The sequence below is a fragment of the Sphingomonas sp. genome (genome assembly GCF_026460985.1).
In the GTDB taxonomy this organism is placed as follows: domain Bacteria; phylum Pseudomonadota; class Alphaproteobacteria; order Sphingomonadales; family Sphingomonadaceae; genus Sphingomonas.
The window spans coordinates 75834-96188 of sequence record NZ_JAPKNM010000051.1 but is presented as its reverse complement, the minus strand read 5'-3'; the positions used below and the strand labels follow the sequence as shown (position 1 = coordinate 96188).

The 20355-nt window shown below is 66.7% G+C and carries 16 protein-coding genes and 2 tRNA genes; 11 read left to right on the top strand and 7 right to left on the bottom strand.

All coding sequences use genetic code 11. The features are described from left to right. The first annotated feature begins 17 nt into the window (after nucleotides 1-17). A complete protein-coding gene (locus tag MT490_RS08400; RefSeq protein WP_297385954.1) occupies nucleotides 18-620 on the top strand; it encodes a hypothetical protein in 603 nt (200 codons plus the stop codon). A gap of 18 nt (nucleotides 621-638) precedes the next feature. Here MT490_RS08400 and MT490_RS08395 read toward each other — a convergent pair whose 3' ends face one another. Together MT490_RS08395 and MT490_RS08390 are read right to left on the bottom strand one after the other, a co-directional pair. Next, complete coding sequence (locus MT490_RS08395) at nucleotides 639-2351, bottom strand: M1 family metallopeptidase (RefSeq protein ID WP_297385952.1); 1713 nt, start codon at nucleotides 2349-2351, stop codon at nucleotides 639-641. Between the two features lie 11 nt (nucleotides 2352-2362). Then, entirely contained in the window at nucleotides 2363-4111 is a 1749-nt protein-coding gene (locus MT490_RS08390) for a M1 family metallopeptidase (RefSeq protein WP_297385950.1), read from the bottom strand. Nucleotides 4112-4228: 117 nt separating this feature from the next. On the opposite strand from MT490_RS08390, the gene lon reads away from it, so the two are divergent. From lon to MT490_RS08375, 3 genes are all read left to right on the top strand, one after another. After that, nucleotides 4229-6625 carry an endopeptidase La gene (gene lon / locus MT490_RS08385; RefSeq protein ID WP_297385947.1) on the top strand — a complete coding sequence of 799 codons (2397 nt, stop codon included), beginning with the start codon at nucleotides 4229-4231 and terminating at the stop codon, nucleotides 6623-6625. A gap of 142 nt (nucleotides 6626-6767) precedes the next feature. Continuing rightward, entirely contained in the window at nucleotides 6768-7040 is a 273-nt protein-coding gene (locus tag MT490_RS08380) for an HU family DNA-binding protein (protein WP_297385946.1), read from the top strand. A gap of 85 nt (nucleotides 7041-7125) precedes the next feature. Next, a tRNA-Val gene (locus MT490_RS08375) sits at nucleotides 7126-7200 on the top strand. 46 nt (nucleotides 7201-7246) lie between these two features. Here the strand turns inward: MT490_RS08375 and bla are convergent. Further along, the gene (gene bla / locus MT490_RS08370; protein ID WP_297385944.1) at nucleotides 7247-8149 is read right to left on the bottom strand and encodes a subclass B3 metallo-beta-lactamase; all 903 of its coding nucleotides are present in this window, start codon (nucleotides 8147-8149) and stop codon (nucleotides 7247-7249) included. Nucleotides 8150-8494: 345 nt separating this feature from the next. Here bla and MT490_RS08365 point away from each other — a divergent pair, with 345 nt between their 5' ends. Both MT490_RS08365 and MT490_RS08360 read left to right on the top strand, forming a co-directional pair. Beyond that, the gene (locus MT490_RS08365) at nucleotides 8495-10135 is read left to right on the top strand and encodes a hypothetical protein (protein ID WP_297385942.1); all 1641 of its coding nucleotides are present in this window, start codon (nucleotides 8495-8497) and stop codon (nucleotides 10133-10135) included. Between the two features lie 91 nt (nucleotides 10136-10226). After that, nucleotides 10227-12932, top strand: coding sequence for a TonB-dependent receptor (locus MT490_RS08360; RefSeq protein ID WP_297385940.1), 2706 nt, complete (start codon nucleotides 10227-10229; stop codon nucleotides 12930-12932). 60 nt (nucleotides 12933-12992) lie between these two features. Here the strand turns inward: MT490_RS08360 and MT490_RS08355 are convergent, their stop codons facing one another. After that, the gene (locus MT490_RS08355) at nucleotides 12993-13664 is read right to left on the bottom strand and encodes a 2OG-Fe(II) oxygenase (RefSeq protein WP_297385938.1); all 672 of its coding nucleotides are present in this window, start codon (nucleotides 13662-13664) and stop codon (nucleotides 12993-12995) included. A 118-nt stretch (nucleotides 13665-13782) separates the two neighbouring features. Here MT490_RS08355 and MT490_RS08350 point away from each other — a divergent pair, with 118 nt between their 5' ends. The 5 genes from MT490_RS08350 to MT490_RS08330 all read left to right on the top strand — a co-directional run bounded on the left by MT490_RS08350 (nucleotide 13783) and on the right by MT490_RS08330 (nucleotide 17158). Continuing rightward, nucleotides 13783-14514, top strand: coding sequence for a hypothetical protein (locus MT490_RS08350; RefSeq protein WP_297385937.1), 732 nt, complete (start codon nucleotides 13783-13785; stop codon nucleotides 14512-14514). Between the two features lie 16 nt (nucleotides 14515-14530). Beyond that, nucleotides 14531-14607, top strand: a tRNA-His gene (locus MT490_RS08345). Between the two features lie 24 nt (nucleotides 14608-14631). Continuing rightward, nucleotides 14632-15684, top strand: coding sequence for a Glu/Leu/Phe/Val dehydrogenase dimerization domain-containing protein (locus MT490_RS08340; RefSeq protein ID WP_297385936.1), 1053 nt, complete (start codon nucleotides 14632-14634; stop codon nucleotides 15682-15684). Between the two features lie 158 nt (nucleotides 15685-15842). Beyond that, complete coding sequence (locus MT490_RS08335; RefSeq protein WP_297385935.1) at nucleotides 15843-16304, top strand: carboxymuconolactone decarboxylase family protein; 462 nt, start codon at nucleotides 15843-15845, stop codon at nucleotides 16302-16304. Further along, entirely contained in the window at nucleotides 16301-17158 is an 858-nt protein-coding gene (locus MT490_RS08330) for a sigma-70 family RNA polymerase sigma factor (protein WP_297385933.1), read from the top strand. The genes MT490_RS08335 and MT490_RS08330 overlap by 4 nt, the downstream gene beginning before the upstream one ends. Nucleotides 17159-17166: 8 nt before the next feature. On the opposite strand, the gene MT490_RS08325 is transcribed toward MT490_RS08330, so the two are convergent. The 3 genes from MT490_RS08325 to MT490_RS08315 all read right to left on the bottom strand — a co-directional run bounded on the left by MT490_RS08325 (nucleotide 17167) and on the right by MT490_RS08315 (nucleotide 20247). Next, the gene (locus MT490_RS08325; protein WP_363321738.1) at nucleotides 17167-17577 is read right to left on the bottom strand and encodes a DUF559 domain-containing protein; all 411 of its coding nucleotides are present in this window, start codon (nucleotides 17575-17577) and stop codon (nucleotides 17167-17169) included. A 155-nt stretch (nucleotides 17578-17732) separates the two neighbouring features. Further along, on the bottom strand, nucleotides 17733-19115 hold the full coding sequence (locus tag MT490_RS08320) for a family 16 glycosylhydrolase (RefSeq protein ID WP_297385931.1): 1383 nt from the start codon (nucleotides 19113-19115) through the stop codon (nucleotides 17733-17735). 301 nt (nucleotides 19116-19416) lie between these two features. Further along, nucleotides 19417-20247: an alpha/beta hydrolase gene (locus MT490_RS08315; RefSeq protein ID WP_297385929.1), complete on the bottom strand. Its 831-nt coding sequence runs from the start codon at nucleotides 20245-20247 to the stop codon at nucleotides 19417-19419. Nucleotides 20248-20355 lie beyond the last annotated feature (108 nt).

Below are 20355 nucleotides of genomic sequence, written 5' to 3'. Positions count from 1 at the left end.
GGATGGAGAGGTGACTTATGTCCGATGTTGCCATTCTCGACGACGAAGATCCGCGCGAGTATCATTCGCCCTTCGATCTGGCGCTCAACCCTGCGGCCCTCGAGACCTTCAAATGGTTGGTCCTTGGCCACGTCTTGTACGTGATCGGCCTGGCGATCGTGCTCTACTTCCACATCGACAATGGCGCGGTGTGGATTACGCCGCTGTTCGGCCTGCCGTTCGTGTGGCAGGAGCGCCACCACCGCTTCGCCGTGAAGGCGCTGGTGTTCTTCGTCGGCTTCACGCTGATGCACTATGTCGCGCTGAAGACGGTCAGCGGGATCAGCGGTGACGAGGTCGGCTTCCTGCGCGGGTTCGTCGGCGGTGCGATCGGAGCGGGCGGCTGTCTCCTGCTCTGTGCGATCTTCGGGCTGCTGCGCAAGGGATCGAGCCTGACCTTCGAGGCGTTCGGCACGGTGCTGCTCGGTGCTGTCGGCAGCTTCTGCCTGTACCTGTACCTCACGACGGGCGCGACCGGTAACTCGTTCGTGAGCGACCTGGTGCAGCCCCTCAAGATCTACACGCCGTGGCAGGTCGTCTTCGCCTATGTGCTGGCACGCGTGCTTCGCCCGGCCGGCTAGTCCCGGCGCGGCGGGAGCCTATTGCTCCCGCCGCCGTGCGTCGGCCTGATAGGCCTCGACGGCCTCGGACCGCTTGAGGATGCGTGCGTTCGGATCCACAACGACATGCGCGTCCGCCGGCACCGCGATGCTGCCGGTGCCGCCCTCCATCGCCACGGTCTCGACCTTGCCGCCCACTTCCACCTCGACCGGCAGCGGGAAGGGCCTGTCGTTCGGCGTCTTCCACTTGAGCGTGAGCCGTCCGCTCTCGCGGGTCTGGAGCAGCTCGGGAAGCGCCGCCTCGCGCAGATAGACGTCGAAGAACCAGGTCATGTCCTTGCCGGTCACCTGGTTCACGATGCCCACATATTCGGGGGTGGTCGCGAAGCGCGGCTGGAAATTGCCCGGCTTCGGATCGGGGCGCCCATAGACGAGCCGGCGCGTGACTTCCCAGAAATCCTTGTCGCCGATCAGGTTGCGAAGCGTGTGGAGCACCCAGGCGCCCTTGACGTAGATGTCGCCGCCGGGGCCGCCTTTCTCCTCCTCATAGACCTCTTCCTCGGTCAGGATCCGTCCGGAGACGATCGGCGCCTTGTTCGCGATCTGGTTGCGGAACTTGTCCATCATCACCGCATAGCGGGCCTCGCCTTCGCGCCAGCGGCCGTAGAGCGGCTGCATGTACTGGCCATAGCCCTCGTGGAGCCAGTAATCGTCCCAGTTCGCCGCGGACATCTGGTTGCCGAACCATTCGTGCGCGAGCTCGTGCTGGAACAGCCAGTCGTAGCCCTCGGGCGCCTTGCGGTAATTGTTGCCATAGGCGTTGATCGTCTGGTGCTCCATGCCGAGATGCGGCGTCTCGACCACGCCGAGCTTCTCGTCGCCCCAGGGATAGGGGCCGACATTGGCCTCGAAGAAATCGAGCGTCGGCGCGAATTCGGCGAACAGCCCCCGTGCGCCGGCCTCGCGGCCCGGCAGGTGCCAATATTGGAGCGGGATCCTGTTGCCGAAACGGCTTTCGTAGCTGCCCTTGATCTCGGCATAGGGCGCGATGTTGAGCACCACCGAATAGGGGTTGGGGCTGCGCGCGTGCCAATGCCAGGTCGTGCGGCCGTCGGGCAGCGTCTCGACCTTCAGCAATATGCCGTTGGAGGGGGCCGAAAGGCCCTTGGGCACGGTGATGTGCAGGTCGACCTTGGCCGGTTCGCCCGCGGGGAAGTCGAGGCAGGGCCAGAACAGGTCGCAGCCATAGCCTTCCGCCGTGGTCGCGATCCACGGCTTGCCGTCGGGCGTCTTGGCCCAGACGATGCCGTCGTCCCACGGCGCGCGCACCGCGACGTGCGGGGTGCCGCCATAAGCGATCCGCACGACCGCGCGGCTGCCGGCGGCGAGGGTCTCGGGCAGGGAGATCGTCAGCCGGCCCTCGGGGTTGGACCAGCCGGTGCGCGGCAGCGGCCTGCCGTCGACGCTGACCGCGGTGACCGGCAGGTTCTTGTCGAGATCGATCAGCAGCCGGCGCTGCGGCGCCGTGCTGTGCAGAGTCAGCGTCGCCACGCCCTGCAGCCGCTGCGTGTCGGGGAACACTTCGATCGCGAGATCGACATGATCGAGCCGCAGGGCGGCGCGCTCGAGATCGATCGGTCCGCCCGAGCTCTGGGTGTTGGCGGTGATCGGCGGCTCGCCGGGGGCGACCTGCGCATGCGCAGGCGAGACGGCCGCGCCGACCAGGAGGAGGGCGATGTGGAAGGGCTTCATTGCTTCCGGTCTCACTTCTTGCGCATCATTTCGGCGCGATAGGCCTGAAGCGCGTCGATATTGTCCGACTGCATCAGGATCTTGGACCAGGGGTCCACCGTCACATGGGCGCCGACGGGAACCGTGAGCGTGTCCTTGCCGCCCGTCATCGCCAGCCGGGTCACCACGCCGTCGACCGAAACGTCGAGGGGCATGGGGAAAGGCTTGTTGCCGGGCGTCTTCCAGGCGAGCGACAATGTCGTCCCGTCGCGCTTCTGTACCAGCTCGGGAAGCGCGGCCTCGTAGAGATAGACGTCGAAGAACCATTGATAGTCGGTGCCGGTCACCTGCCGGACGAAGCCGATGAACTCGGGCGTGGTCCGGTAGAGCGGCTTGAAGTTGCCGGGCTTGGGATCGGTGCGGCCGTAGATCGCCAGGCGCAACGCGTCGAAGAAGGCCTTGTCGCCGATGAGGTTCCGCAGCGTGTGCAACGTCCAGCTGCCCTTGCTGTAGATGTCGCCGCCGCGACCGTTCTTGTCGTCGTAGACGTCTTCGGCGGATTGCGGTCGGCCCGTGACGATCGCGGTCTTGGCGCGAATTCCGGGGCGCGACTGAAGCATCATGGCGGTGTAGACGCCTTCGCCTTCGCGCCAGCGGCCGTAGAGCGGCTGCATGTAGCTGCCCGTGCCTTCGTGAAGCCAGAAATCATCCCAATCCGGCACTGTCAGCTGGTTGGCGAACCATTCGTGCGCGAACTCGTGCTGGAACAGATCGTCGAAGCCCCACTGCGTCTTCGCATAATGGTTGCCATAGGCATTGATCGTCTGGTGCTCCATGCCCTTGTGCGGCGTTTCCACCACGCCGAGCTTCTCGTCGCCGAAGGGGTAGGGGCCGATCACGCTTTCGAAGAAATCGAGCGTCGGGGCGAATTCGCTGAAGAGCTGCCTCGCCTTCTGCTCCAATCCGGGTCCGGGCAGATACCAGAAGTGCATCGGGATCTCGTTGCCGAAGCGGCTCTTGTAGGTTCCCGAGATCTCCTCATAGGGAGCGACGTTGATCGCGACGCCGTAGAGAGTCGGATTGGCGACGTGCCAGTTCCAGGTCGTGCGTCCGTCGGCCAGGGCCTGCACGCCCTTCAGCACGCCGTTGGAGGGCGCCTTCAGGCCCTGCGGCACGGTGATGTGCAGATCGGCGAATTTGGGCTCGTAGGTCGGCGAATCGATGCACGGCCAGATGAGGTCGCACCCTTCCATCTGCACCGAGGTGGCGATGAAGGGGCGGCCATCGGGCGTCTTGGACCATGTCCAGCCGCCATCCCAGGGCGGGCGCACCGCGATATGGGGCGTCCCGCCGTAAGTGACGCGCGCCGTGACTGTCTTTCCCGTCCCGATGGTCTTTGGCAGCCGGATCGTCATTCGGCCTTCGGGATTGTTCCAGCTCCCCGCCTTCAGCGGCTGGCCGTCGATCGCGACCGCCGAGACGGACAGGTTGCGATCGAGATCCAGGACGAGCGTTCGCACCGGCGCCTTGGCCGTCAGTCGCAGCGTCGCGGTTCCGGCGATCGCCTGGCGCTCCGGGAAGATCTCGATCGCGAGGCCCGCCGAGTCGAGCTGCAGCTTGCGTTGCTCCGGATGCAACGGACCGCCCGAATTGCTCGTTTGGGCGGTGATCGGCGGCTCGCCGGGCCCGAGCTGGGCCAAGGCCGGCGTGGTGGACAGCGCGAGCGCAGACGCGAGAACAGAGGCGGCGATCAGGAAGCGCTTGGTAATGGGTTCCTCCATCGGTCGAGTGGTCGGGGCGGATGGTATGCCCGATTGATTCGGGCGATATGATTGATGCCGCTGGCGTGGGCCCCATATATAGTGGAAAGCAAGGGCCGTTCGGGCCCAGGAGTATTCATGAAGCAGTCCTATCCTGTCCTGCCGCTTCGCGACATCGTCGTCTTCCCGCACATGATCGTGCCGCTCTTCGTGGGCCGCGACAAGTCGGTGGCAGCGCTCGAGGCTGCGATGGCCGACGACAAGGAGATCTTCCTCGTCGCCCAGCTCGATCCGGCCGAGGACGATCCCGGCCGCGAGGACCTGTACGACACCGGCGTCTCCGCCGAGGTGCTGCAGCTCCTCAAGCTGCCCGACGGCACCGTGCGCGTGCTGGTCGCGGGCAAGGAGCGCGGCGTGCTCGATACGGTCGACGAATCGGGCGCGTTCCTCACCGCGACCGTCAGCCCCGCCGAGGAAGCCGAGGTCGAGGGCGCCGAGGTCCAGGCGCTGATGCGCTCGGTGGTCGACCAGTTCGAGAATTACGCCAAGCTCAACCGCAAGCTGCCCGCCGAGACCGCGGTCCAGCTCGCCGAGCTCGACGACGCCTCGCGCCTTGCCGACGCGGTCGCCGCCAACATCGCGGTCAAGGTAGCCGACAAGCAGTCGCTGCTCGTCGAGAAGGATCCCCAGAAGCGCCTCGAGATGGTGTTCGCCTTCATGGAGGGCGAATTGGGCGTGCTGCAGGTCGAGAAGAAGATCCGCAGCCGCGTGAAGCGCCAGATGGAGAAGACCCAGCGCGAATATTATCTCAACGAGCAATTGAAGGCGATCCAGCGCGAACTGGGCAATGAGGGCGACGAGGGTGACGGCGACGAGGTCGCCGAGCTCACCCAGAAGATCGCCACGCTCAAGCTCTCCAAGGAAGCGCGGACCAAGGCGACCGCCGAGCTCAAGAAGCTCAAGACCATGGCGCCGATGAGCGCCGAGGCGACCGTCGTGCGCAACTATCTCGACGTGCTGCTTGGGCTGCCCTGGGGCAAGAAGTCCAAGCTCAAGAAGGACATCGCCGAGGCGCAGGGCGTGCTCGACCAGGACCATTACGCGCTCGAGAAGGTCAAGGACCGGATCGTCGAGTATCTCGCGGTCCAGGCGCGCACCAACAAGCTGAAGGGGCCGATCCTGTGCCTCGTCGGCCCACCGGGCGTGGGCAAGACCAGCCTCGGCAAGTCGATCGCGAAGGCGACCGGGCGCGAGTTCATCCGCCAGTCGCTTGGCGGTGTTCGGGATGAAGCTGAAATTAGGGGCCACCGCCGCACCTATATCGGCTCGCTTCCGGGCAAGATCGTCACCAACCTCCGCAAGGCAGGCGCGTCGAACCCGCTGTTCCTGCTCGACGAGATCGACAAGCTCGGCCAGGATTTCCGCGGCGATCCCGCCTCGGCGCTGCTCGAGGTGCTCGATCCCGAGCAGAACAACAAGTTCAACGACCATTATCTGGAGATCGACATCGATCTTTCGGACGTGATGTTCGTGTGCACCGCCAACTCGCTCAACCTGCCGCAGCCCTTGCTCGACCGCATGGAGATCATCCGGCTCGAGGGCTATACCGAGGACGAGAAGGTCGAGATCGCCGAGCGCCACCTGATCGATAAGCAGATCGAGGCGCACGGGCTGAAGGAAGGCGAGTTCACGCTCACACCCGAGGGGCTGCGCGCGCTGATCCAGAAATACACCCGCGAGGCGGGCGTCCGCACGCTCGAGCGCGAGATCGCCAAGCTCGCGCGCAAGGCGCTGCGCAAGATCCTCGAGGGCAAGGAGACTTCGGTCACCATTACGCCCGAGAACCTCCACGAATATGCCGGCGTGCAGAAATACCGCCACGGCCTGGGCGAGGAGGAGAACCAGATCGGTGCGGTCACCGGGCTCGCCTGGACCGAGGTAGGCGGCGAGCTGCTGACGATCGAGAGCGTCACCGTGCCCGGCAAGGGCGCGATCAAGACGACGGGCAAGCTGGGCGACGTGATGAAGGAATCGGTCGAGGCCGCGTTCAGCTTCGTCAAGGCACGCTCACCCAGCTATGGCATCAAGCCGAGCCTGTTCGCGCGCAAGGACATCCATGTCCACTTGCCTGAAGGCGCGGTGCCGAAGGACGGTCCGTCGGCGGGCATCGGGCTGGTCACCTCGATCGTCTCGACGCTCACCGGCGTCGCGGTGCGCAAGGACGTAGCGATGACCGGTGAGGTCACGCTTCGGGGCAGGGTGCTGCCGATCGGCGGATTGAAGGAGAAGCTGCTCGCGGCGCTCCGCGGCGGGATCAAGACCGTGCTGATCCCGCAGGAGAACGAGAAGGACCTTGCCGAGATCCCCGCGAATATCCGCGAAGGGCTCGAGATCGTTCCCGTCGCCCATGTCGACGAAGTGCTGCGGCTCGCGCTCACCGAGCCGCTCACCGCGATCGACTGGACCGACGCCGACGAGCTCGCGGCCCAGCCGCCGGCGCACGTGCCGGGGATCGGCGACGCCGTTCACCATTGAGGTCACGTCGCTTTTTGGCACGCAACCGCCGCTGAGGGTTTGACAGCGGCGGCGGTCGCGTGCTGACTGGCTTACTCGGCTTGCCGCCGCGACTCATTTTCGATTCATTTTCGACGCACTCACTCAGGGGGAATCCACCAGCATGAACAAGCAAGAGCTGATCGGGACGGTCGCGGAGACCTCCGGCCTCGGCAAGGGTGACGCCACCAAGGCCGTCGAGGCAGTGTTCGATGCGATCTCGACCGCGCTCAAGAAGGGCGACGAAGTTCGCCTGGTCGGCTTCGGCACCTTCTCGGTCAGCAAGCGCAAGGCCTCGACCGGCCGCAACCCGCGCACCGGCGAGGAGATGACGATCAAGGCGTCGAACCAGCCCAAGTTCAAGGCGGGCAAGGGCCTCAAGGATTCGGTCAACTGACCAGGGGATAAAGCGGCCTTTGGGGCTGGACAGCGCACCCCGCTGCCCCTAAAGGCCCGCTTCCCGTTTCCGCCGAAAGGCGAATGGGCGCGTAGCTCAGTGGTAGAGCACTGTGTTCACACCGCAGGGGTCGCAAGTTCAATCCTTGCCGCGCCCACCATGTAGAGAAGCCCGCCGGTTCCCGTGACCGGCGGGCTTTTTCGTATCTACTGCGCTCGCGGCGCGCGCTCTTGCGCCAGCCGTTCGTCGAGTGCTGCCGCGAAATCCTGGGCATAGGCCCGGCACGCGTCCGGATCGATATAGGGGTTGGGCTTCGCCCTCTGGCCGAGACGCTGGCGTTTCTCGGCTCCCCCGGACTGGCTCGGGTGCGCGGTGATGAGGATGTCGCAGGGCATGCGGCGCATCGTTGCGAACGACTGGCGGAACGAGGCGATCAGCCACGCATGGTCGGGATTGGAGAAGCGGTAGGCCGGCGGCGCCACGGGATTGAGGCTGGCGGCGAAGACGATCGTGCGGCACTGACGGCCCTCGCAGCTTTGCCAGGTCCAACTGGTGCTTCCCCGGGTGTGGCCCGGCGTGGCGCGGGCGGTGACCGTCACCGCGCCCAGTCGGATCCGTTCGCCGTCGCGAACCATGCGCAGCCGCGACACGGCAGGGAAGGGCTCCAGCCAGCTCGCCTGCGCGTCCGAGGGATCGGTACCGCCCCGCAGCACCGTCGCGGCGGCCGTGCCTGCAATAACGGTGGCCCCGCTGTCGCGCGCAAGGGCGGCGATGCCGCCGGCGTGATCGTAATGCGGTTCGGTGCTCAGGATGTACTTCACATCCTCGACCCGGAAGCCGAGCTTGCGGATGTTCGCCTCGATCGCCCGAACGCCCTGCGGCACGGCGCCATCGATCAGGATCAGCCCGGCGCCGGTGTCGATCAGCCCGACGTTGAGGCCCTCGAAGCCGACCAGATAGAAATTGCCGAATACGCGGATCGGCGCCTCCGGCCCCAGCCATTTCGTGGCGCTTTCGGGAGCGATCGGGCGAAGCAGCGGATCGTCCGCTTGTTGTGCGGGTGCCGTCGACGACAGCAGTGTGGCAGCGAGCGCGGCTCGAATGGACATATCGTGATCTCCCTTTGCGCGAGTGAAATGATCGCAGCAGGGACGGCGGCACAAACCACCATTTCTCGCGAGACCCATTAGCCAGGCTCATGGGTGATGGTGCGCCGGTTCAGGGCCGCGGCGATGCAGGATTCCGCCCGGTGGCTCGGCGGGTCGCGCTCGTTGCGCTCCTGCAGCAACGTAACTCATTTGTCATATAAATGACGCGTGAGAGTCTCTGAATTCACGCCGAGACGTCACGCAAGCCTCCTAGCGCAGCCCTCGTGATCGGCAGGGGGAACCGAGTCGATCCCGTCCATTCGCCCACCCCGCGCAACCCGGCATTTCCGCCGGAACGGAGACTTTATGGCCAGCTTCCATCGCCTCAGCCTCGTCCTGCTGACAAGCTGCGCGAGCCTTGCGCTCGCATCCTGTGACGGCGCCAGCAGCGTCGCCTCGCCCGGTGCGGGCACGATCGTCTTCCCGACGCCGACCCCCGCGGCCCCGACCCCGACGCCGAGCCCGACCGCCACGCCGACGCCGACCGCCAATTTCGCGCAGACGACGCAGAGCGGCGTGACCGTCACGCTCGACGAGCAGCTGGCGATCTTCAACGCGGGCACCAACAACACGCTGAACGGCAGCGCTCCGCTCACCGGCGGCATCACGCCCGCCGGTGCCGCGGCTACGGCGACTCCGTTCAACGCGACGTCGCTCAATCCGACGGGTTCGACCTTCCTCGTCTCGACCGCGTTCATCGGCGCGGTGGCCAACGCCAACGACACGGCGTTCCGCGACTGGACCTGCAGCTCGTCGACGCTGAACTTCACCACTTCGGCCAGCATCCCGGCGGCCAATAGCTGCACCGGTTCGCTTGCCCGCACCGCCGCGGCGCCTGCCGCGACCGCCTGCGCGACGGGCACCACCGATGCCGGCACCGTCAACAATTACCGCATCTGCCGCCTGCCCGCGGTTGTCGCCGGCACGCTCGCGCTGCCGCGCGTCGACGGCGTCGCCTATCAGATCAACGGCCGCGTCGACGTCGGCGTCGATCTCGGCATCTCGGGCGCGGCTGCCGGCGGCGCCGCTGCGACGCTCAACATCGATCCGGGCGTGATCGTCATCGCCAATGCGAACGATGCGGCGAACGACTTCCTGGTCGTCAATCGCGGTTCGAAGATGAACGCAGTCGGCACCGCCGCAGCGCCGATCATCTTCACCTCGCAGCAGAACCTCAACGCCGCGGGCACCAGCGACTCGACGCAGGGCCAGTGGGGCGGCGTGATCCTCGCCGGCCGCGCGCCGATCGCGAACTGCATCAGCGGCACCAACAACGCCGGCGGCACCAGCACGACCTGCGAAGCGGTGGTCGAGGGCACGGGCAACGCTCTCTACGGCGGCGCGGTGGCCAACGACAGCAGCGGCACGGTCCAGTATGTCCAGATCCGCTATTCGGGCATCGAGATCACCCCGGGCAACGAGCTTCAGGGCCTGACCCTCGGCGGCACCGGCTCGGGCACCACGATCGACCACGTCCAGGTCCACAACAGCTCGGACGACGGCATCGAAGTGTTCGGCGGCACCACCAACATGCGTTACCTGGCGATCACCGGCGCCGACGATGACGGCCTCGACGTGGACGTGGGCTGGCGCGGGTTCGTCCAGTTCCTGATCACCGCCCAGAAGACCATCGGCGCCACCAGCGACTCCTTCTCGATGGAGATCGACTCGAACGGCAACGAAGACCTGCTGCCGCGTACCTTCGGCCGCGTGTCGAACTTCACCTTCATCCAGACGAGCACGGCGCCGGCGGCGATCCGTCTCCGCGGCGGCGCCGACTTCACCTTCGTGAACGGCATCGTCAAGGCGGTGGGCCCCTGCATCAACATCGTCGCGGGCGTCGACGCCAATGGCGGCAAGTCCACCATCCGGCCGGCCAATGCCGCGCTGCAGGAGGAAGGTCCGCCGGTGTTCAACTCGATCTACCTCGCCTGCAACGGCGCGTAACCGGCGCGCCAGCCGAGCAGCAGGGCCGGGGCAGCGCGCCAAGCGCGGCCCCGGCCTCTGCCTACCCAGCCCTTGTTCCGGACCCGCAGCCATGACCAGACAGATCGCCTTCGCCACCCTGCTCGCCGCCACGACCCAGCTGGTGAGCCCCGCCGCGCTTGCGCAGGTCGCGGGAACCGCCCCGAGTGACCAGACGGCCCCGCCGTCGGCGCCCGCCGCCGACCCGGCCGTGACGCAGGACGTGCCCGAGGCGGAGCCCGAAGTCTCCGCGCCGGGCTTCGATCCAGGTGCCGGCGAAGAGATCGTCGTCACCGGCCGCAACATCCCCAACGTCGTCCGCGCGACGCCGCAGGTGGTGTCGGTCCTCTCGACCGAGGATATCGCCCGGACGGGCGAGGGCGACATTGCCGGCGCGCTCACCCGCGTCACCGGCCTCAGCGTCGTCGGCAACGGCTTCGTCTTCGTGCGCGGCCTCGGCGACCGCTATTCCTCGTCGCTGCTCAACGGTTCGCCCTTGCCGAGCCCCGAGCCGCTGCGCCGCACCGTGCCGCTCGACATCTTCCCGACGACGATCGTCGGCAGCGCGCTCGTCCAGAAGACCTATTCGGTCAATTATGCCGGCGAGTTCGGCGGCGGCGTGATCAATCTCACGACGCGTGCGGTGCCGGAGGAATCGTTCGTCCAGGTCGGCGGCTCGCTCGGCTACGACTCGGCGACCACCAACCAGTTCGGCTACGTCTATGACGGCGGCCGGCTCGACTCGCTCGGCTACGACACCGGCGAGCGCGACATGCCCGCCTTCATCCGTCTGGGTGGGCTCAACACCAGCGTCTTCTACTCGTCGCAGGTCGCCCAGCTCACCAATGCCGAGACGACGCTGCTCCAGCGGAACGATCATATCCCGGTCAACTGGAACGGCGAGATCAGCGCTGGCCACACGCTCGACGTGAGCGGCGTGCGGCTCGGCATCATCGCGACCGCGAGCCTGGGCAACAGCTTCCTCACGCGCGAGGCCGTGCAGCAGGACACCGCCGATCAGTCGGGCGCGCTCCGCAGCGACTTCCGTACCGTGCTGACCGACAACCGCATCACCAACAACGGCATGTTCGGGCTGGGCGCGGAATTCGGCGAGCACAAGATTCGCTGGACCACGCTCTACATCCACGACACGCTCAAGCAGGCGCGGCTCAGCGCCGCCACGGTCTATCCGAACAGCAGCGGCGACGCGGTGCTCCAGCAGAACACCAACTGGTTCGAGCGCCAGCTGATCGACACGCAGCTCGCCACCGAGTTCAAGTTCGACGACTTCACCGTCGATCTGCGCGGCAGCTTCGCCAATACGCAGCGCAACGCGCCGTACGAGCGCTTCTTCAGCTACCGCCTCGATCCGGTCCGCAACGCTTATGTGAACAGCCTCAACGGCCTCGGCGAATCGGCGACGATCGCGTTCAGCGAGCTCGACGAGGATCTGTGGAGCGCGCAGGCGGACTTCGGCTACAAGCTGCCCTTCGCCCGGCCGGTGACGGTCTCGGCGGGCTATTATTTCAGCGACGCCCAGCGCCAGTCGACGCGCTTCGACTTCCGCTATCGCAGCTTCGACGGCGGTTCGATCCCGGCGCCGGCCAGCTATCTGCGGCCGGACATGCTGCTTTCGATCGATTCGATCATGAATGCGTGCGTCAATCCGACCACGGTGCCCGAGGAAGACGGCTGTATCCGGCTGTTCAACCTGTCGAACGCGCAGGGTGCGGCAGAGTATAACGCACAGCTGCGCATCAATGCGGGCTATGTCCAGCTCGAGGGCGAGCTGGCCGATGGCCTCCGCGCGACCGCCGGCGTCCGCTACGAGAAGGGCGAGCAGAGCGTCACCACCAACAGCGCGCTGTTCCAGGGCACGCACCTGAACAACGGCTATTGGCTGCCCGCGGCGACCATCACCTGGAATTTCGCGCAGGACATGCAGTTCCGCCTGCACGGGTCGAAGACCATCGCCCGCCCGCAGTTCCGCGAGCTCGCACCGCAGGTCTATCGCGATTTCGAGTCCGACCGCCTGTTCTTCGGCAACCCCGAGCTGGTCGACGCCAAGCTGCTCAACTTCGAAGGCCGCTGGGAGTGGTTCTTCGGTCGCAACCAGCGCATCACCGCGGCGGGCTTCTACAAGAAGATCGACAACCCGACCGAGCAGGTCGCCTTCTTCCCGACGCCCGATTCGGCGCTGCAGACCGGCTTCTCCTATGCGCCGAGCGCGACGCTCTGGGGCGGTGAGGTCGAGGTGCAGAAATACTTCCCGCTCGAGTTCCTCGGCGCGGGCCGGCGTCTGATGCTGGTCGCCAACTACACCTACACCAAGTCGAGTATCAATTCGGACGACACCCTGGTGCCGAGCCCGATCCAGAACGGCAGCGGCGTCGCGGTGCTCGTGCCCGCCACCCAGCTGTTCCGCGATGGCGCGCCGCTCACCGGCCAGTCCGACCATCTCGTCAACGTGCAGGTTGGCATCGAGGATACCGACTCGCTCTCGCAGCTGACCCTGCTGTTCAATTATGCGAGCGATCGCGTGACCAATCGCGGCGCCAACCTGCTTCCCGACATCGTCGAGCGGCCGGGCATCCGCCTCGACCTCGTCGCGCGGCAGGGCCTGACGCTCGGAGGCGTCGATTTCGAGCTCAAGCTCGAGGGACGCAACCTCACCGGCACGCGCTACCGCGAGTTCCAGCAGTTCGAGGCGGGCACGGTGGACATCAACCGCTACCGGCTCGGCCGCGTCTTCTCGGCCGGGCTCACCGCCAAGTTCTGACGGAGCAAAAGGGAGAGAGGGCTCCGGCAGGCTAAGCGCCTGCCGGGGCCCTTTTCAGTGTCACCAGCCCCAGGGACGCTCGCGGAACCATTGGGTGATGACGTATTTGGTGCCGGCGCGCACCTTCATCGCGTGGTGGATCGTCGAGGGGTTGGGCGTGCCGTTGGCGCGCAGATTGTTCCAGGCGAGCAGCTTGCCGGTCTCGGGCTCGACCATCTTGTCGATCGCCTTGAAGCGCGTCACGCCGCCGGCCTCGACTTCGTTGAGATAGAGCATCACCGTCCAGGTGCGCTGTCCGGCGACGCTGCAATATTTCTCATAGTCCGCGCCCGAGGGCTCGAAATAGTCGGTGTGCGCCTTGAACTCCTGGCCCACTTCGTAGCGCTGCCCCTGCATCGGCTCGGCATGGGCGGGATCGAGCCCGGTAAGAGCGATGATCCGGCGCTTCAACTCCATCACCAGCGGATCATCGACATCGAGGTCGCAGGTCTCGCTGGTGCGGAAGGCGTAGTCGCCGTTGGCGTCGGCGATGGTCGAGGGACGGCGACGTGCGTCGATCTGCTCGACCAGCTTCCGGCTGAATTCGGGATCGAGGAACCTCTTCGCGATGAACATCGCCACCTTGGGATTGGGCACGCGCTGCACGCCCGGCTGGCCGAGGAGGTGCGCTATCACGGGCTCGGAAGGGTGTCCGGCGCCGAAATTGGGGACGGTGGACAGCGTATCGGTCATGGTCTGCATCGCGGCGATTCTGCCAAAAACGCGGGCATTTCGCCAGTATCCACGCCTGCAAATGCCGGCGTAACAAAAGCGCAAGCAAGCCGTCACATTGCGCGGGCAGTCGAGCGCCATGGCCGTCGACACCCAGCTCGAAGCCGAACCACCGCTGTCGGCGGGGCCCGATGCGTTGCAGATGCTGGGGGTGCCGGCGCGGCTGGCCGCTGCGATCGAACGCACCGCCGACCGGCTCACGGGCATGATCGCGATCGCCGGCCCCGGCGCCGAGGATAGCGCTGTGGCGCTCCATCGCCGCTTCGGAATCCCGCTGGGCGGCGTGATCGCCGATCGCATCGCCGCCAATCTCGTGGTCGAGGCCGCCGATCGCGGGCTGGTGCTCGCCTGGTTCGACAGCGGCGACGCCGTCGACACCATCCTGACCCTCCGCCGGCTCGCGAACGACCGCTTCGCGCTCGCCGCGGCGCTCCGCCTCGTCATCGCCCAGCGACTCGCGCCGGGGCTGTGCCGCTTCTGCCGCCAGCCGGTGCAGGCGTTCGGGTCGCGCGCCGCCTTGCTCGGGCTCGATCCGGGTGCGATCCTGTGGTCCGCGCCGGGATGCGAGAGCTGCGGCGGGAGCGGGCAGGGGGGCGTGGTGCGAATCTTCGAGGGAGTCGAGATCGACCCCGCGATGCGGCGGCTGATCTACGATGGCGCCGACGCGCCGCTGCTCGCCCGCCATGCCTTTCTTTCCGCGCCGAATTTCGCCTCCGCCGCCCGCGCGCTGGCCCGCGACGGCATGCTCGCGCCCGAAGATGCGGTCGGCGCATCGCGCAATGATCTTGCGCTTCGCGAAAGCCCTCGCTAAGCGCGCATCGTTCGCGGCGACCGTAGTTCAATTGGTTAGAGCGTCGGCTTGTGATGCCGGAAGTTGCGGGTTCAAGTCCCGTCGGTCGCCCCATTATTCTCAGCCCGGATATTCCCCTTGAAAACCGACTGGGGCTTCCCCGATTTCGACGAGCATGAGGGCATCCACCTCTTCACCGACCACGCTTCGGGGCTGAGCGCGATCATCGCGATCCACTCGACCGCGCTCGGGCCGGCGGCGGGCGGGGTGCGCTTCTGGCATTATGCCGATTCGGACGCGGCGATCACCGACGCGCTGCGGCTCTCGCGGGGGATGAGCTACAAGAACGCGATGGCGAACCTGCCGATGGGCGGGGGCAAGGGCGTGATCCTCGCCGCCGAGCCCGGCGCGACGGTCACCAATGCGCAGCTCGAGGCGTTCGGCCGCGCGGTCGAATCGCTCCAGGGCAAGTACGTCACCGCCGAGGATGTCGGCATGTCCGAGGCGCGGATGAAGATCGTCGCGACTCAGACCAGGCACGTCTCGGGCCTGCCCGTCGCGGCGGGAAGCGCGGGCGGCGACCCGGGTCCGGTGACCGCGCGCGGCGTCTATCTGGGCGTCAAGGCTGCGGCGAAGCGCGGGCTGGGCGCGGACGACATGCGCGGCGTGCGCGTCGCGATCCAGGGCGTGGGTTCGGTCGGCGGCGGGCTGGCCCGACTGCTGGCGGCGGACGGCGCGAAGCTGGTGCTCGCCGACGTCAATGCCGAGCGCGCCAGGGCGCTGGCCGCCGAGCTGGGCGCCGAGGCGGTCGACGCTGCTTCGATCCTGACGCTCGACACCGACCTGTTCAGCCCCAACGCGCTCGGCGCGATCCTGACCGAGCGGTCGATCCCCGAGATCAAGGCCAAGGTGATCGCGGGCGGCGCGAACAACCAGCTCGCGACGCGCGCGGACGGCGCGCGGCTCCACGACCGCGGCATCCTCTACGCACCCGATTACGTGATCAACGCGGGCGGGATCATCAATGTCGGGCTCGAATATCTCGGCCACGGCGACCGCGACGAAGTGATGGCGCGGGTCGACAAGATCCCCGAGCGGCTGATCGAAGTGTGGGACGAGAGCGACCGCACCGGCGATCCCGAGAGCGAAGTCGCGGATCGCATCGCGCAAAGGCTGATCGGGCGGGGGTAACCAGCCCGTCATCCCGGCGAAGGCCGGGATCGCGTGCCTCAGGCGTAACGCTCGCGGCCTGAGGTCCCGGCTTTCGCCGGGATGACGATTTTTTCGCACGCCATGTCACATCCGGCCGCGCTGTCTCGTCATGTCTCCGGAAACCAAGGAGACCGACCATGACTGCACGACACGACCCCTTCGCCGCCGCGCCCGTCCAGATGAAGGCGTGGCTCGACATGTCGCTCAAGATCGCGCCGGCGATCGAGCATTCGCTGCTCGAGCTGGTCAAGATCCGCGCTTCGCAGATCAACGGCTGCGCCAACTGCCTCAACATGCATACCGCCGACGCGCGCAAGGCCGGCGAGACCGAGCAGCGCATCTACCTGCTGAGCGCCTGGCACGAGGCGCCGGTCTATTCGGCGCGCGAGCGTGCGGCGCTGGCATGGACCGATGCGCTCACTCTGGTATCCAGCGCGCGGGCGCCGCAGGCGGTATACGATGCGCTCGCGGCCGAGTTCACGCCGGAGGAGCAGGTGCAGCTGACGCTGATGATCAACGTGATCAACGGGTGGAACCGTCTCGCGGTGGGCTTCGACCTGTTCCACGAGACCAAGCCCGCGACGGCGCAGGCCGCGTGACCGACGACGCGGCAGCGTCGTTCGATCCGCTGCGTCCGCGGCTGACCCGCATCGCCTATCGCATGCTGGGCTCGGTCGCGGACGCGGAGGACGTGGTGCAGGACGCGTTCCTGCGCTGGATGGGTGCGGACCGGAAAGCGATCCGCGAGCCCGAGGCGTTCCTCCGCCGCGTGGTGACCCGGCTCTGCCTCGACCAGCTCAAATCGGCGCGCGCGCGGCGCGAGACCTATGTCGGGCCGTGGCTGCCCGAGCCGGTGGTCGAGGAGGAGGCCGAGGCCGACGACGTCACGCTGCCGCTGATGCTCGCGCTCGAACGGCTGAGCCCGCTCGAGCGCGCGGCGTTCCTGCTCCACGACGTGTTCGGATTGCCCTTCGACGAGATCGCCGAGACGATCGGCCGCGATGCCGCCGCGGCGCGCCAGCTCGCCAGCCGGGCACGGACGCATGTCCGCGCGGCGCGACCGCGCTTCGATCTGCCGAAGGAGAAGGGGTTGGAGATCGCCGCGGCCTTCTTCCATGCCTCGCGAAGCGGCGACATGACCAGCCTGCGCGGGCTGCTCGCCGACGACGTCTCGGTCTATTCGGACGGCGGCGGCAAGGTCCATGCCGGCCTCAGGCCGATCCTCGGCATCGAAGACGTGATGAAGCTGCACGGCTCGCTGGCGCGCTTCTTCGCCAAGGAGATGTCGCGCGTGGAACGCTGGGGGATGATCAACGGGCTGCCCGGCTTCGTGACGCGCGAACCCGGCGGGCTGCTCCAGACCACCGCGCTCGCGATCGAAGACGGCAAGATCATCGGCATCTACATCATGCGCAACCCGGACAAGCTACGGCATCTGGGGGCGGTGCATTAGGGAGAGGTTCAGCGATACCGTGGCCGTCTAGCACGCCCCTCCCTGGAAGGGAGGGGATGGGGGTGGGTGCCGCCGAGGCACTCGGCGGCGGTCGACAGAATGTGCTGGGCGGCACCGTCTGGGTTTGCGAGCACGTCTGAATTCCACAGGCGGATCACGTGCCATCCATTCGTGCGAAGATACGCGGTACGTCGCGCATCGGCTTCCGCGGCATCGATGTGCTGGCTTCCGTCGAATTCGACGGCGAGTTTCGCTTTCCTGCACGCCAGATCGATAATGAAGGGAGCTTCGACGAATTGTCGGGTAAAGGCCGGGCGATAGCGCGAGATGCGTTGCCAAACGGCGAGCTCCGCGGGCGTCGGATTGTTGCGTAGTTCGCGTGCGCGAGCGGTCAGGCGCGGATCGACACGGCGCAGCATGCGGCAAGCGTACACTGGCTTCGCTTCGCTCGCCAACCCACCCCTAACCCCTCCCTTGCAGGGAGGGGGATAGAAGGTTCGCAGCTCCGCCGCCTTCGACCTATTGCGGCTCGATCGGCCGGATGCATTCGGCCGATCGAGCTTCGCGCCGCTCCTCAGTTCGAATAGACCTTCACGTCCTTGACGATCATGTCGCCCGAGCCGTCGGTATAGTCGCTGAACGTCTTCACCGCGACGTTCATGATCGGATACCAACGGAAACCGGCGAAGGGGTTCACTGCCTGATAGGTCTCCTGGCCGTCGATGAACCAGGTGATGTAATCGGGCTGGATGTCCACCGCGAAGACGTGGAAGTCCGTGGTGAAGCCGCCGATGCCATAGATTTCCTGGGTGTCCATGAACGTGCCGCGCTGGAAGGTGCGCATGATGTTGGCGCCGCCGTGGAGCGTGTTGGCGGTGTGGCGGTCGAAATTCCACCAGCTCTCGAAGCCGAAGCCCTCGTAGATGTCGATCTCGGGCGGCCAGCCCGCGGTCGAGATCAGCCAGAAGGCAGGCCACGAACCCCGCCGCGTCGGCATCTGGGCGGTGAACTCATATTGGCCAAAGCCGATCTGCAAGGGGCGGGTGTTGTGGCCGCTCAGGGCGATCGCGCCGTAATTATAGCCGACGCCGTCCCAGAAGATCGGCTCCTTGAGCTTCTGCGTGTGCATCACGAGCCCGTTGTCGGTGTAGCGAAGCGGCGCCTCGATGCCGTAATCGCGATAGACCCAGCCATCGAGATAGATGCCGGTCTCCTGGTTGCCCGGCTGCGAGCGGCCGTTGGGAAGCTTGGTCGACCAGGCCTTGTCATGCCCCGCGTCCGACCATTTCATGGTCTCGCGGCTCATCTTCCATTGGAGCGTGCCCGACGGCGCGAAGGTCCTCGGTGCGCGGCCCTCGACCTGCTCCTCGGTCGGCGGCTGGAGGAAGTCGCACTGCACGACCGCGCGATCCGTTCCCATCAGGCCGCCCCAGGGCGCCTCGACGAAGCGTACGATGAAATCGGCCTGGGGGATGCCGAGGAGGATCGGCACCTCGACCGTCTTGGTCAGCGGATCGCCCGGGCGGAAGATCACCGATTTGTAGATGCTCTGATAATTGACGCCGGCGACGCCCCGGACGAGCCCGGTCCCGTCCTCGGTCGTCACGCGGGCGATGACGGTGTTGGGCGTCGGGCGATCGAGGGAGATCGGCACATAGGCGACGGTCGAGCCCGGCAGGTAGAAGGCGGGGCCGACCGAAGCGGTCGCCTGCTCCGGATATTTGGTGCCGTTGGCGAAGTCGAAATCGGCGAAGTCTGGGGGGACGGCGAGGGTGGATGCGGCGAGCGGCTGGGCCGATAGCGGGCCGGCGACCGCGGTGGATGTCTCGGGCGGCGCCGCCACGACGACCTTGCCCTCGGTTTCGGCGGTGGACCCCGGGTCCGTCGCGCCCGAGCAGGCGACCAGCGCGCACGCGAGGCCGAAGCCCGCGAGTGCGCGTATGCATAGGATACGCATTACACTTCCCCTGTTGTTGTGCGGTTGCCAGCCGCTTCGCTCAGCCTCTCCTTTCCCAGCGGGCGGTCCCGCTTCTCATGTCTCGCGAATTCGCCGGCGCTGCTCAGCAGGATCGTTCTCTCACGATCTCGGACCGACGCGTTTCCTGAGGGTTAGAATATGGAATCTGCGAACGAGTCGGAACAGGCGGCAGGTTCGGGTTACCGGCTTGGAGGCACGCACGATCCGACTTGGGCGTCCGGCGGGCCAGGGGCTGGCCGCCAGGAGGCCCCTCCCCGCGGCGCGGGGAGGGGTGCACGAATCAGCCTTGGATGAAGGCGAGCAGGTCGGCGTTGACGATGTCGGGGTGCGTGGTCGCCATGCCGTGGGGAAGGCCGGGGTGGGTCTTGAGCGTGCCGTGCTTGAGCAGCTTGATCCCGATCAGTGCCGAATCGGCGATGGGGACGATCTGGTCGTCCTCGCCGTGGAGGAGGAGCACCGGGACGTCGATCGTCTTCAGGTCCTCGGTGAAATCGGTCTCGGAAAAGGCCTTGATGCAGTCGTAATGCGCCTTGATGCCGCCCATCATGCCCTGGCGCCACCAATTCCAGATCACGCCCTGATCGACCTTCGCGCCTTCGCGGTTGTAGCCGTAGAAGGGGCCGCTCGCGACATCGAGGAAGAATTGCGCGCGGTTGGCCGCGGTCTGGGCGCGGAAGGCGTCGAACACTTCGAGCGGCAGACCGCCGGGGTTCGCGTCGGACTTGACCATGACCGGGGGAACGGCGCCGATCAGCACTGCCTTGGCGACGCGGCCGGCCTCGGCGCGCGCGACATAATGCGCGACCTCGCCGCCGCCGGTCGAGTGACCGACATGGACGGCGCCCTTGAGGTCGAGCGCGGCGGCCAGCGCGATCACGTCGGCGGCATAGGTGTCCATCTCGTTGCCGGTGTCGGTCTGGGTCGAGCGGCCATGGCCGCGACGGTCGTGCGCGATCACGCGGTAGCCCTGGCCCAGGAAGAACATCATCTGGTTGTCCCAGTCGTCCGCCGAGAGCGGCCAGCCATGGTGGAAGACGATGGGCTGGGCGTCCTTGGGGCCCCAGTCCTTGTAGAAGATCTCGGTGCCGTCGCTGGTGGTGATGAAAGGCATGACCTGGCTCCTTGTTGGTGGTGCTGCCGGGGAAGGGCTGGCGAAGACCCGCGTGCCCATCCCTCTCCCGGAATGCGGCCGCGCCATGTCCTTACGGTCCCGTGACGA